Source organism: Candidatus Pelagibacter sp., from assembly GCF_052049935.1.
GTDB lineage: Bacteria > Pseudomonadota > Alphaproteobacteria > Pelagibacterales > Pelagibacteraceae > Pelagibacter.
Window position 1 is genome coordinate 1 of record NZ_JBNGZA010000016.1, and the last position, 13,989, is coordinate 13,989.

The 13,989-nt window shown below is 22.9% G+C and carries 15 protein-coding genes; 3 read left to right on the forward strand and 12 right to left on the reverse strand.

Going from position 1 to position 13,989, the window contains the following annotated elements; genetic code table 11:
* The 10 genes from ACTT90_RS06675 to ACTT90_RS06720 form a co-directional block, all read right to left on the reverse strand.
* Nucleotides 1-487: hypothetical protein (locus ACTT90_RS06675; RefSeq protein ID WP_440937994.1), on the reverse strand; the 487-nt coding region annotated here is incomplete at its 3' end.
* Between the two features lie 7 nt (nucleotides 488-494).
* A complete protein-coding gene (locus tag ACTT90_RS06680; RefSeq protein ID WP_440938007.1) occupies nucleotides 495-1,055 on the reverse strand; it encodes a sugar transferase in 561 nt (186 codons plus the stop codon).
* Nucleotides 1,048-2,061 (reverse strand): MraY family glycosyltransferase, encoded by a 1,014-nt coding sequence (locus tag ACTT90_RS06685; protein ID WP_440937995.1) that lies wholly within the window; start codon nucleotides 2,059-2,061, stop codon nucleotides 1,048-1,050. The genes ACTT90_RS06680 and ACTT90_RS06685 overlap by 8 nt, the downstream gene beginning before the upstream one ends.
* On the reverse strand, nucleotides 2,054-3,043 hold the full coding sequence (locus ACTT90_RS06690) for an O-antigen ligase family protein (RefSeq protein WP_440937996.1): 990 nt from the start codon (nucleotides 3,041-3,043) through the stop codon (nucleotides 2,054-2,056). Before ACTT90_RS06690 ends, ACTT90_RS06685 begins: the two co-directional genes overlap by 8 nt.
* 272 nt (nucleotides 3,044-3,315) lie before the next feature.
* Nucleotides 3,316-4,059 (reverse strand): glycosyltransferase family 2 protein, encoded by a 744-nt coding sequence (locus ACTT90_RS06695; protein ID WP_440937997.1) that lies wholly within the window; start codon nucleotides 4,057-4,059, stop codon nucleotides 3,316-3,318.
* Nucleotides 4,059-5,801 carry a carbamoyltransferase family protein gene (locus ACTT90_RS06700; protein ID WP_440937998.1) on the reverse strand — a complete coding sequence of 581 codons (1,743 nt, stop codon included), beginning with the start codon at nucleotides 5,799-5,801 and terminating at the stop codon, nucleotides 4,059-4,061. The genes ACTT90_RS06695 and ACTT90_RS06700 overlap by 1 nt, the downstream gene beginning before the upstream one ends.
* Before the next feature lie 2 nt (nucleotides 5,802-5,803).
* Nucleotides 5,804-6,895 carry a glycosyltransferase gene (locus ACTT90_RS06705; RefSeq protein ID WP_440937999.1) on the reverse strand — a complete coding sequence of 364 codons (1,092 nt, stop codon included), beginning with the start codon at nucleotides 6,893-6,895 and terminating at the stop codon, nucleotides 5,804-5,806.
* Nucleotides 6,873-7,931 carry a glycosyltransferase gene (locus tag ACTT90_RS06710; RefSeq protein WP_440938000.1) on the reverse strand — a complete coding sequence of 353 codons (1,059 nt, stop codon included), beginning with the start codon at nucleotides 7,929-7,931 and terminating at the stop codon, nucleotides 6,873-6,875. The genes ACTT90_RS06705 and ACTT90_RS06710 overlap by 23 nt, the downstream gene beginning before the upstream one ends.
* On the reverse strand, nucleotides 7,928-8,890 hold the full coding sequence (locus ACTT90_RS06715) for a GDP-mannose 4,6-dehydratase (protein ID WP_440938001.1): 963 nt from the start codon (nucleotides 8,888-8,890) through the stop codon (nucleotides 7,928-7,930). Before ACTT90_RS06715 ends, ACTT90_RS06710 begins: the two co-directional genes overlap by 4 nt.
* A complete protein-coding gene (locus ACTT90_RS06720; protein WP_440938002.1) occupies nucleotides 8,890-10,038 on the reverse strand; it encodes a glycosyltransferase family 4 protein in 1,149 nt (382 codons plus the stop codon). The genes ACTT90_RS06715 and ACTT90_RS06720 overlap by 1 nt, the downstream gene beginning before the upstream one ends.
* A gap of 47 nt (nucleotides 10,039-10,085) precedes the next feature.
* Here ACTT90_RS06720 and ACTT90_RS06725 point away from each other — a divergent pair, with 47 nt between their 5' ends.
* From ACTT90_RS06725 to ACTT90_RS06735, 3 genes are read left to right on the forward strand one after another with little or no spacing between them, the layout of a single operon-like run.
* Nucleotides 10,086-11,087 carry an NAD-dependent epimerase/dehydratase family protein gene (locus ACTT90_RS06725; protein ID WP_440938003.1) on the forward strand — a complete coding sequence of 334 codons (1,002 nt, stop codon included), beginning with the start codon at nucleotides 10,086-10,088 and terminating at the stop codon, nucleotides 11,085-11,087.
* Nucleotides 11,087-11,527, forward strand: a complete 441-nt coding sequence (locus tag ACTT90_RS06730) for a PfkB family carbohydrate kinase (RefSeq protein ID WP_440938004.1) — start codon at nucleotides 11,087-11,089, stop codon at nucleotides 11,525-11,527. Before ACTT90_RS06725 ends, ACTT90_RS06730 begins: the two co-directional genes overlap by 1 nt.
* A gap of 40 nt (nucleotides 11,528-11,567) precedes the next feature.
* Complete coding sequence (locus tag ACTT90_RS06735) at nucleotides 11,568-12,350, forward strand: PfkB family carbohydrate kinase (RefSeq protein ID WP_440938008.1); 783 nt, start codon at nucleotides 11,568-11,570, stop codon at nucleotides 12,348-12,350.
* Here ACTT90_RS06735 and ACTT90_RS06740 read toward each other — a convergent pair.
* Nucleotides 12,336-13,250, reverse strand: coding sequence for a glycosyltransferase family 9 protein (locus tag ACTT90_RS06740; RefSeq protein ID WP_440938005.1), 915 nt, complete (start codon nucleotides 13,248-13,250; stop codon nucleotides 12,336-12,338). The two genes, ACTT90_RS06735 and ACTT90_RS06740, sit on opposite strands and share 15 nt — an antisense overlap.
* A partial coding sequence (locus ACTT90_RS06745; protein ID WP_440938006.1) for a hypothetical protein occupies nucleotides 13,247-13,989 on the reverse strand: 743 nt, incomplete at its 5' end. The genes ACTT90_RS06745 and ACTT90_RS06740, both read right to left, overlap by 4 nt.

The window sequence follows — 13,989 nt, forward strand, 5'->3', positions numbered from 1 at the left end:
AATTTAAGATATCTAAATTTTTTTTATCAATACCAACCATTAAGATATTATTTTGTTTTTTTTCAGGTATAAGATTTATGTTGATTATAAAATTGATAAACACTCTATGTGTTAAAATTAAAATACATATGATTATTGGGGCAATTATAGAAATTGATCTTGGAAAATAAAAAAATTTATATAAATAAAAATTTAGAGGTGTAATCAATACCAAACATATAAACATTGCAGTTGTTATCTTTTTAACTGAAAAAAAATCAAAATATCTCAATAATATTTGATAAATATTATTATAATAAAATACTGTATAGATAATTATAAGAAATATTAAATAAACTCTTAAGTCTATCTCATCAACATAATAAATCTCCTCTAATCTTAATGAAAATGCAATTGATATAGAAATGACAATTATAAAAAAATCACTTAATATTAAAAATAATTTTTTTTTAAGATTATCAAACTTATTTATATCAAATACTTTCATCAGAAAATTAATGTGATATTCCTTTCCCTCTAAATACTATATAAACAGTCTTTATTAAAATTTTTAAATCAAATAATAGGCTCTTTTTTTTTAAATACTCTATCTCAAATTTAATCTTTTCTTGATCAGTAATTAAATCTCTTCCATTAATTTGTGCATATCCTGTTATGCCTGGTTTAATTTTATCTATACCATAAATTTTTCTCTTATTAATTAAATCTACTTGAGTTGGCAAAGCTGGTCTAGGTCCTACAATTGACATCTTACCTAATATTACACAAAAAAATTGAGGAACTTCATCAATACTATATTTTCTTAAAAACTTTCCAAGATAAGTTATCTTTAAATCAGGATTTTCTAATTTTTTTGTTTCAATAATCTTTGTATTTTCAAACATTGATCTAAACTTTATCATTTTGAATATTTTACTATTTTCTCCAACTCTTTCTGAGTAAAAAAAAATAGGTCCTTTTGAATCAATTTTAATTAATAAAGATATTATTCCCATCAAAGGTAAAAAAAATATCAAAAAAAATGAAGCTAAAATGATATCTGTAATTCTACTCAGTTTTTTTCCTTTTCTTTGAAAATAGGAGTATAAAAATTAAATAAAAAAAAATTGTAAGTATTATAGAAACTACTTTTTCATCTAAAATATAGTAAATTGATATACTAAGTAATATTAAAATTTGTATCAAAATAAATGCATACTTTTCAGCTACATTACTTAATAAAATATGATGTATGTGATTTCTGTCAGGATAAAAAGGGTTTTTTCCTTTTATCAATCTTTGTAAAAAAAGCCTTAACATATCAAGTCCAGGAATTGATAAAATTATAAAAATTTCCTCAGGTGTAAACGCATTGTTTGAATTGTAAGACTTTATCAAAATAAAAGAAATTATAAACGCTAAAACTTGAGTACCACTGTCGCCTAAAAAGGCTTTGTTTTTAAAATTATAAGCTAAAAAGAGCAAAACTGTGAGTACACAAATAATAGAGAGTTGAACAAATAGCTCTTTAAAAATAAATATCAAAAAAATAATTGTGCAATAAGTTCCAACCTGTAAATTTATACCATCAAACATATTTAGAGCATTTATCAAAAGTAAAATGCATAATATTGAAAATATATAAGAAAAATTCCTTAATTCGATTGGATTATCAAATAATGAAAATTTTAAATCTTTAATTACTAAATTTTCATCTAAAAAAATTAAAAAAATTAATAAAAAAAAATTTAGCAATAATTTCTTATTTGCGCTTAAATTAAATTTATCATCATATAACCCTACTGAAAAAAATAAAATTGAACCTAAGATTAATGAAGCCAATTCTCTAGTATCTATATTAAGTACCAATAATCTATATTCAAAAAAAAGGAAATTTAATGTAAAGAAAGATAGTATATTATATATTAAAATTGTACCTCCGAATAATGCAACTTTATTTTTGTGAAATTTTCTAACATTATCAGCCTTGTCAAAAATATTTATATACTTTGTTATATTTTTATAAAACAAAACTACTGGGATATTAATTAAAACAAAAATTATGAGAATTTTTTCATGCATAAAATTTACCTCTCTTTATAATATATATTAAAAAACCTAAGGGATAATAAATTATTATTGAAAGCCAATTATTGAAAAAATTTCCAGATGGTAAAAATGGAAATAGAGTCATAAAGTAAAAGCCTAATAAACATATTGATTCATTTGAAATGAATTGTCTATCTTTAAAAATCTGAAAATATAGATTTTTTAAAAAAAAATATGTAATGTAAAAAAATAATACTAATAAAGTTAAAAATCCTATAATTCCTAATTCTGCTAACATTTGAGCATAAAAATTGTGAGGATGTGTTGTGCAAGCGTTAGGAGCAACATAATTTTCATCCTTTGAACAGTAAAATCTAAACATTTTTGCCCCATGACCAATTAATGGTTTTTCTTCAAACATATTTGCTGCAATTTTATAATGACCTTCATAAGTTTTACTAAATAAAACTATTCTTTCACTGCCAGCGTTTAACCCCATTTGATTTAAAGTTGTGGTCACTATACGGTGTTTAATTTTTTCACTCATAGAAACTGCAAAAATAAAAACAATTATTATTCCAATTAAAGGAACCATAAAAATTTTTCTAAATTTCTGAGATGAAAAATAAATAAAAACAAAAGATAATATGAACAAACCTATTGCTGTTCTTTCTCCACTTATCAGAACAATTGAAAAAGAAACTATTGTTAAAGTGGTAATAAAGAAATTAACTTTCTTTGAAAAATTTGAGTCATAATTAACCAAAATCAAAAACAACAAAAATGGAAAAAATCTAGCTATATAACTACCTAAGACCTCATCTTTACCAAAAAAACTTGTTACTCTAAAGTTGGTTTTATTAATATATTCAAATCCAATAATATTTTTTGAAAAAAAATATTGATAGATGCTATCAAAGAATAGAACGATAAAAATTGTTACAAATAAATAAAATATGTAATTAATTATTTTTGGTTTTTTTAAGAGAAAAAAACTAACTGCTAATGAAAACACACCAAATCTTATATAAAAAAAACTACTCTTAAATGAAAAAACATTAAGTGAGGATAAAGAAACAAGAGTTGAATATAAACAAAAAATTATAAAAAACTTAAAAAACAAATTATTAAATTCATAAAATTTATTGTTTTTGTAACAGAATAGGAGATAATATAGCCCCAATAAAATAACAATTAAATCTGGAAGAAACGGCCCTGTTATCAAAGTCAATGGAATTAAGACAATTAGATAAGATAAAAAAGTAAAAAGTTTTTTTGATATGTCCATTATTTCATAATAAATTGTATTAATTTAACAGGTAATCGGAGTAATATAAAAAAGTAATTATTATAAATCTTATTTTCTTTAAATGATTTAAAAATTTCTTTAGTTGAAATTAAATTACTTTTAAATGAATGAGTACTTTTTCCACCATACTCCATCTCAACACACGGTAAATCTATTAATTTAAATTTAGTGTTTTCAACATAAAGCATTCTTAAAAAAAATTCAAAATCACCAGCAATACTATAATCTAACTTATATAAACCAATTTTATCGTAAATTTTTTTTTTTATAAATGTTGAAGGATGTGGTGGTGAAATCCCAAAATACATCATCCAAGTTTTGAAATTTTTTGATGAATATTTTCTTAAAATTTTATTCCTTTTAACCATTATAGTATTTCCTATTAGACAATCTATTGTATTTTCTTCTTTAAATGATTTTACTATATTGTTAAGAATTTCGTCGTCAAAAAACTTGTCATCAGAGTGCAATATTGAAATTATTTCTCCATTAGCAAAGTTGATTCCTTTATTGATTGCATCATAAATACCCGTATCTTTTTCTGAAATAATTTTTGATATTTGTGATTTGTATTTGTTGATTATATTAATTGTATTATCTGTTGAACCACCATCAATAATTATATACTCAAAATTTTTATAATTTTGTTTCAAAACTGATTGTATAGTTTTTTCAATAGTGCTTTCACTATTTAAACAAACTGTTATGACAGATATATCCATTAATCTTGTTTTCTTTGTATAATCCAGTTTTCTAATACTATTAAATCCATGTTTGTTCTTTCAAAGCAATCTATTGCTTCAGATGGTTGATTGACAATGGGTTCATTCTCATTGAATGAAGTGTTTAAAATTATAGGAACATTTGTTTGATTATAGAATTCATGTATCAAGTTATGATAATGTAAATTTTGTTCTTTGGTAACTGTTTGTAATCTCCCTGATCCATCAACATGAGTTACACCAGGTATAATTTCCCTTTTATTTTTTCTTATTTGTTTTACTTCACTCATAAAAGGCACATTGCAATCTTCTTCAAACCAATCATTAACAAATTCTTTTAATATAGACGGTGCAAAAGGTCGAAAACTTTCTCTTCTCTTAATTTTTGAATTTATTATTTTTTTTATATTCTTATTTCTTGGGTCTGCTAGAATTGATCTGTTTCCTAAAGCTCTTGGACCCCATTCAGTTTTTCCTTGAAACCATCCAATAATCTTTTCATTCACTAACTTAGTTACAACATATGGGTATAATTCCTTATAATCAAAAAATTCAACATAAAATTTTTCTGATATCTTTTTTTGATTAATTAAATTCTTTATGTATTCATTTGAATATTTTGGGCCTAAATATGAATAATTTTGATTTTTAATTTTTTTATTTAATTTTTTTTTTAAAACAACACATGCAGATCCTATGCTACCGCCTGCATCACCTGGACTTGGTGAAACATAAATTTCTTTAAATTTAGAATTATGAATAACTTTTCCATTGGCTAAAGAATTCATAGCACATCCACCAGAAATAGTAAGTTTATCAACTTTGTATTTTTCATAAATAGTATCTAATAAATGAGATAATATTTCTTCATATACCACTTGAGTTGACCTTGCTAAATCTAAGTGTCTCTGAGTTATTTCACTATTTAAATTTCTTGGATTACCTAAAATATTTTTCAATTTATCTGAATACAAATCTTCATATATAAATTGACCATTTTCATTTATTTTAAAAATTTTTTTTTTATGATGTACAAAATAATCTAGATTAAGTTCGTACCCTTCTTTTGTTTTATTTATTAATTTGTGAATTAAATTAACATAATTAGGTTTTCCATATGAAGACAAACCCATTAATTTATATTCATCTCCATATGATTTAAATCCTAAAAATTGAGTTAATGCTTGATAGAAAATTCCTAATGAATGTGGAAAGTGTATTTTCTGATCAATAATTAAAGAGTTGTTTTTATACTGCCCGTAAGCGCAACTGGCAAAATCACCAAAACCATCAATAGATAAATTTGCACACTCTTCATAATTACTGAAATATAATGATGAAGCTATATGGGACTCATGATGATCTATATATTTAATTTTACCATGAAAATTTTTACTTTTGTCAATGTTTTCTATACTTTCAACAAGGTTAAATTTTTTTTTGGTATTTTCTAAACTAGAAATTACAAGTTTCATTGATGATAAATTTTTTAAAACAAAAAAAATTTTTTTAAATATATTTGATAAAGGATTAGTATTTATTGTTACATAATCAATCTCAGCAATTGAAATACCTGCCTCATTTAAACAAAACTTAATAGATTCTTTCGGAAAATTAGATGTATGTTTTATTCTTGTAAACCTCTCTTCTTCAGAAGCTGCAATTAAAATTTCATTTTTAAATATGCATGCTGAAGAGTCGCTATGTAAGATATTCAATCCTAAAGTATACTTGTCTGACATAATTAATTTACCCAATCTCTAGAATTTTGCGACCCATTATAAATATCTCGATAAATATCTAACAATCTATTAGAGCATTTATAATTATCAAACTCATCTTCAATTAATTTCCTTGCTTGATTAGCCATATAGATCAAATCTGAAGATCTTAGTTTTAACAAAGCTTCGTATAAATTTTTTTCATTTGTCTCAATTACAATCCCTGCATTATATTTTTCAATAATATCTAGTCTACATTGTTTGGATATTATAACAGGCAGATAGGAGCCAAGTGCTTCTTTCAAAGCAATGGAGTCACCTTCTTCAAAAGATGGTAATATAAATACGTCATGTTTTTCTAAATAAGGAATTTTTTTTTCACGATAGATGGGTTCGTTATATGCCACAAATTTCTCTAATGAATATTTTTGTATCATCATTTTGAGATCGTTTATGTATTTTTTTTCTCCAGGACCTGTAATTTCAAATGTAAATTCATCAAAAAAATCCTTAGGCAATTTTCTAATTGTTCTAATCAATAAATTTAATCCCTTCTTAGGATGTATCCTTCCAAAAAATAAAATTCTCTTTCTACTTTTTTTCTTTATATTTCGCTTTTTATATTTGTTTAAAGAAAGACCATTTGGTATTATGAATGGTCTAAAAATTTTTATATTTTTTTTTGCTTCTAAATATTCATTATATGTAGAAAAAAAGGATGCATACGCTGAGTTATATGCTGATTGCAAAAATAAAAATATAAAAAATTTTTTTTTTAAGTATTTATCATTAATTGACCAAGTGTCTAAGTAGCCATGACCAACAAAAAAATGTTTAATTAAAAGTTTATTAGCAAAAAAAACAAAAAAAATTATTTTTAATGACCAAATTTCATGAAAATGAATTATGTCAAATTTTTTTAAAAAATCATAAATCTTTAATCTATAAGTTTTAAAAATTAAACATTTTATAAAATACAATAATGAAATTTTGCTCAAAGATAATTGATAAACATATCTGTTAGATTCATTTATTACATCCATTTGATTTTTTAAAACCTCAGGTGGACCGCCATGGCTTTCATTTGTCGTTTCAATTATTGATAAAATTTTCATTTAAAAGATCCTTATACATATTTTCATATTCCTTAAAAATATTCTCAGATAAAAAATTATCTTTTATTAATTTTAGACCATTCAAGCCCATTTCATATCTTTGTTTATCAGAGAGTTTCATAAATTTTTCTAAAATTATTTTGATTTCTCGATTTGAAAAATTAAATACAAATCCAGCTTTATAATCGTTAATTATTTTCCAAGGAGTTTCGTATGTAGTTAAAACTGGCAATCCATATGATAATGATTCTCCTATAGATATCCCAAAATTTTCACTTTTACTAGGTAAGATCAAGCCATCAGCACTCTTAAAAATTTTTTCTTTTTCATAACTAGAAAAAATAGGTTCTAAACAAAAAATACTTTTTTCTAAATTTAAATCTTTAATATTTTTTTTTATCTTATCATAATAAGACTTGTCTGATACTGGACCATAAATTTCAAGTATCCATTCTTTTTTATCTCTAATTTTGCTCCATGCATCAATTAATTCAATAATACCTTTTTTATTATGTATTCTTGAAAAAAAAATAATTTTTTTTATTTTATGATTTTTTAATTTTAAAGAAAAATTTTTTTTTATATCAATTCCATGACCTATAATTCTAATGTTTGATTTTATTGATCTATTTAAAATATTCTTTGCCTCAATCTCACTTGTAGCATGAATGAGGTCAATACTATTAAGCATTTTTTTTTGATAAATAAACCATCCAATTTTTTTTTTTAATTTTTTTTGATTCAAAGACCAAGGTTCTAATGCACCAATTGGACTTAAAATTATTTTTTTTTTTTGTTTTTTTGCAATTAAAAAAACTTTAACCAAGAATGGCTGCCAAATTCCATAAATATGGACTAAATCAAAATCCTTAATCAAATAATTTAAATCTGCATTGAAACTAAAGCGATTTGTCTTATTGTAAATGATTTTATTTTTTATATTTTTGTTGTTTAGATATTCAATTTTTTGATTTATTGCTGTGTAAGGACCACCATACTCTTTGAAATGACTTTCAACAGCTATTAATATTTTCATTCAAATCTTTTATTAAATCTTTTAATATTATTAATGTACCATTCATTAATTTCTAATAATTTTTCCTCAACTTTAATTTTAGGTTTCCATCCTAGTTTTTTTAATTTTGAATAATTAACACTATATCTAAAATCATTAAATGGGCGATCCTTTACATATTGAATATTTTTTTTTAAATTTTTATTATTAATTCTTGCAATTAACTTTACAATTTCAATATTTTTGTACTCAAACGTAGAACCGACATTGTAAGCTTCATATAATTTTCCTTTTTTAATTAAGACATCTAAAGCTTTACAAAAATCTCCAACATATAAAAAAGTTCTTTTTTGAATACCTTTTCCATGTATTGTAAATTTTCTATTTTTAATAAACGACCAACAACAACCACTAATAAGTTTTTCTGGGTGTTGTCTTGTGCCAAAAATATTATTAGCTCTAACAATAATCACTGGCAGATTATAAGAATGTATGTACCCATTAACTATCATTTCAGCAGCAGCTTTAGAACTTGAATACGGATTTGATGGATTAAATCTATTTTTTTCATTAAAGCTACCTTTGAAAATTTCACCATAAATTTCATCAGTACTTACATGTATTATTTTTTTTACTTTATTTTCTTTACAAGCTTGCATTACATTTTTAGTACCCAACACATTAGTTAGTACAAAATCATCATTCAATTGAAATGAATTATCAACATGACTTTCGGCTGCTGCATGAATTACTAAGTCAGCTTTTTTTGTTACATATTTCAATATATTAAAATCTAAAATATCTTTTTTTATAATTTTTAATCTTTTAGATTTTTTAATATTGATTAAATTATTAACATTAGCTGCATAAGTTATTTTATCTAAAACTATAATTTTTGATTCTTTATATTTGTGAAAAAAATACTCGACAATATGAGACCCTATAAAACCACAACCACCTGTAATAATTATTTTTTTCATTATTTTAGTAAATCTTGATATATTGAAATTGTTTTTTGTCCATACATTTCCCAAGAAAATTTATTAGTTACTTTTTTTTGAGCATTTTTTCCCATTTCATCACAAAAAAGTTTATTATTGTAAAGAAATAGTATTTTTTCCTTTAATGAAGATTTATTTCTAATGGGCAAGATGTATCCATTAATATTATCATCAACAATTTCTTGACCTCCAGAATTAATTGTACAAATAACTGGCAATCCACAAGCCATTGCTTGCAACTGAACCATTGATAGTCCTTCTTCTATAGAACAAGTAACAAAGATATTAGAAATATTATAAAATTTTTTTAACTCTGATTGTTTGACAGCATTTTTAAATACAATTTTTTTATTATATTTATATCTTTTAATTTTTTCTGAAATTTTTTTTTCAATATTTCCTATTATCAATAATTCTGAATTTTTAAGATCTAAACTTTGAAAAACTTCCAATAAATATAAAATTCCTTTTCTAATAGAAACTGCGCCTGTGTATATTATTCTGAAAATATCATCTTTTTTTTTTAGAAAATTATTTGAAGTAAATTCATTTAAATTAACTCCGTATGGATTTTTAATTATTTTTTCATCTTTAAAACCTTTTTCTAAAAACGTTTGCTTGGCAAAATCAGTGGGGACCATTATAAAATCAGCTAAATCATATTCTTTTTTTTCTTTTTCAATATTGTACTTAGATATTTCATTTGGTTTTAAATTGTGCATTAAATACTCTTTTTTAAGTATTTCATTCTGAAACTCAATATGTGTTGAACCTCTCTCTAAAATTTTTATACATTTGTGTTCTTTTGCTTTTAAAAATGTTTGATAACTAAATCCTGACCAGCCTATTAAAATATCTAAATTTTTAAAATTTATTAATTTTTTTGCTTTATTGTCAAAATAATCAGTTAAAATATCATTAAAGTCAAAAATTTTACCAAAAAAACTTCTTTGAATTAATTCTTTCAAAAAAATACTCTCAATTTTATCTTTTGGAATATTAAATTTATTTTTAAGGTAATACTTGGGATAACTTGTTATTATTTGTTTTAAAGAATTTCTTTTATGTAGCTGTTCTGCTAAATTAAAAGCATGAAATCTGCCTCCCACAATTATTGAAATGTTCATTAATTTATTTATACATAATTTATCTTGAAAAATAATATTAAATATTAATGAAAAATAAGAAAAAAATTTTAATAACAGGTGGTAATGGATATATTGGGTCTTGTTTGGCTTTTGAACTAAAAAAAAAATTTTTAATTTCTGTAGTGGATAAAGCAAGTCCTTCAGAATTTCTACCTAAAGATATAAAGTATCACAAAATTAACTTACTAAGAAAAAATAAATTACTAAAATTATTAACGACTAAAAAACCTGATATTATTATTCATTTAGCTGGTCAGTCTACTATAGATATGGTTGAAAAAAAAAAAGATAATTATTATTTAGATAATTTTCTAGCAACAAAAAATTTAATTGAATGTATTAAAAAATTAAAAGTTTCTAATTTGATTTTCTCAAGTACTGCTGCGGTTTACAAACAAAAAATACAAAAATTAAATGAAAAATCTACTTTGTATTCTAAAAATGCATATGGCTTATCGAAAATTAAGTGTGAGTCTGAAGTAAAAAGTTTAGATAATAGTAAGAGTAAATATTGTATCTTAAGGTTTTTTAATGTTGCATCAAGTATTGTCAAATCTCAAATTGGTGAATTTCATAACCCAGAAACACATTTGATACCATTAATCATCCATTCAACTTTAAATAAAAAAAGTATTAGAGTTTATGGTAAAAACTACAAAACCAAAGATGGAACCTGCTTAAGAGATTACATTCACATATTAGATATTGTAAGGGGAATAGAAAAATCTATTAGATATCTTTTAAAAAAAAATTCAAAAAATGAAATATTCAATCTTGGATCAGGCGTTAGTTACTCTGTGAAGGAAGTGATTGACTGTTCATTTAAAATACTAAAGAAAAATACCGAGGTTAAATATTTACAAAAAAGAAAGCATGATTCATCAAAATTAGTATGTGATATTCAAAAAGCAAAAAATATTTTAGACTGGGAACCATTATATTCAAATATTGATAAAATTATTAGAGATGAAATTTGGTGGTTCAATCATCTAAAAAAAAATAATAAAACTAGAAAATTTATTTACTGATGAAACTCAATCAAATAAAAATAATTGGAGACATAATGCTTGATACTTGGATAGATGGTCAATTTAATAAAAGATCTGCAGAAGCTCCTATTAATATTTTTCAATCAACAAATATTGATTATAGTTTAGGAGGTATAGGAAATTTAAGTGTAAATTTAAAAGCTTTAAAAGTAAAACACACTCTTCTTACAGAAATAGGTAAAGATTTAGTCGGTGATAATATTATAACACAACTCAAAAAGAAAAATATTAGATTCAAAGCTTCAAGATCAAATAAAATTTCAACTAGTAAAGAAAGATATTATCATAATGATAAACAAATATTTAGAAATGATAAAGAAGACATATCTGAAAATTTAAGTGGTTTTAATAAAATTATCGACTCAATAAAAAAAAAAAGATTTAGTTGTAATATCAGATTACAAAAAAGGTTTAATTAATAAAAAAGTTATTAATAAACTTTTTGAAAAAAATTGTAAAATCTTTGTTGATCCTAAAAATTCACCAATGGTATATAAGGATGTTTTTTTTATTAAACCCAACATGGAAAAATTTGAAGAATGGTGTGGTAAATTTTCAGAAAAAAAAGCGTTTAATTTAATGAAAAAAATGAATTGGCATTGGTTAGTCATTTCACACAATAAATATGGTATTCATGTATTTAACAAATTTGGTGAAAAAAATTTCTACAAGGTAAATAAAGTAAAAAATCCAAATGTTGTTGGTGCTGGTGATATTTTGTTTTCATGTATTATAAAAAATTATATTAATAAATTTGATATTTTTACAGCTGTAGAACTTGCATGCTACGCAACAACCAAATGTGTTGCAAAAAAAAGAATTAGAGAAGTATCTTTAAATGATTTTAAAAAAGATATTGTATTTACTAATGGAGTGTTTGATATTTTACACAAAGGTCATATTGACTTATTAAAATTTTCAAAAAAAATTGGAAAAAAATTAATTTTAGCTATTAACTCAGACAAAAGTGTGAAAAAAAATAAAGGGCCAAATCGACCTCTAAATAACATCAAAAAAAGAATAAAAAAAATAAAAAACTTAAAGCTTGTTGATAAAATTATTACTTTTGATGAAAAAACACCTATAAAAGTTATTTCTAAATTAAAACCAGATGTAATAATAAAAGGTGATGATTATAATTTTTCAGAAGTTACTGGAAATAAAATATCAAATGTGATTTTATATAAGAAAAAAAATAATCTATCATCAACAAATTTGATAAACAAATTAAATAAGCTTTAAAAATTTTTTAAATACTTTGTTTGGTTTGATATTATTTACTCCAAATCTATCTCTTAAAATAATAGCATTTTTATTATTAGGATACCATTTTCCTACAGGATCATGATTATTAAAGAGACATACAGTTTTTTTTTCAAATAACGAAGCAACATGCATCGAACCATTATCATTAGTAATGTGTAATTCACTGTGTTCAATTATATTAAATAGTTGATTTAAATTGGTCTTCCCACAAGTTGATATTATTCTTTTTTTACTTATATTTGAGAGAAAATTAGCATCTTTGATATCTTTCTTTGTGCCTAAAATTACAATTTTATGATCATAACTAGTAAGAATTAACTTTAGTAAGATTGCCCAATAATTTTTTTTCCAAATCATTGGTTGAGAAAAACCTCCAATAGAAATGGTTATATATTGAAAATTGAAAAAAGGTTTAAGATTTATAAATGGAATTTTTGATAATTTTTGAAAATCATTTTTTTTTAATTTTTCGTTAACTCTTTTTGAAATTTGAAAAGATTCATTAAATAATTGGTAATCTAATTTATCTAAAAAAAAACCTTTTTTTTTTTTAATATTTAACAAACTAAAAAAAATAAAATCTCTTATTTCTCTATACAGGCTTGGTTTTTCTTGAAGATAATAAAATTTATCAAATTTTAAGGATTTCAAAAAAAAAAATAACTTTATATAAGAGAAGATATTATTTTTAAAAAATATAAAATTATCGACGATCTTACTTTTACCTAGATTTTTTGGTAAAGATGTATAGAAATTACTTTTGTCTGTTAAATAATAAATTTTACAATTTTTATTTTTTTTTCTTATAAGTTTTAAAGATGGAATTGAAATTATATAATCACCTAATCTTGAGTTCCTAAAACACAAAATTTTCATCTTTTAATCTTCCTTAATAGAAACAACATTATGAAACTTGAAATTATTAAAAATACATAAGATTGAATTAAGGCTCCAAATAATAAAGACAAATGACTCTCTAAAAAAAATATCGGGACAAAAAGGTAAAATGCAATTATTAACTCTAAATTACTTTCTTTTAGTGAATTAAAAACTCTAGTAATAGAATTTATAATTAATCCAATTAAAAACATACCAATCACAACTCCACTTTTTCCAAAATTAACGTAAAACTCATTTAAAACTGGCATATTCCATGAGGTAGAGCTATCTCTTTTAGTATTCTCACTCTCTTTAGTTAAAATATTATATCTATGACCGAATTCATTTCCCAAAATATCGGAGGGTTTATTTTTCCAAAAAACTCTTGGGATCAATTTTGATGATAAAATCTTGTAAGAGTATCCTTCCCAAAATGGTACCTCTTCTGGCGTATTTTTTGTTACTATAATTAAAGACCAATAACTATGAAAGATTCTTCTCTCTAATCTGAAATTATCCCTTCTTTTAATTAAATTTTCGACTTTTAAATCATGTGATTGATTTTTAAAATACACATTAAAAAAAATTTTAGATTTTTCAAAAAAGTTCAAATTTTTTTGTGTATTTGACCAGGTTTTTAGTCGAAAATCATATTTTCCTAAATGAATAAAAAGAAATATTACAGAAATCAAAATAAAAGGTATTAAATTAATTTTCTTATTTATGACTATATAAT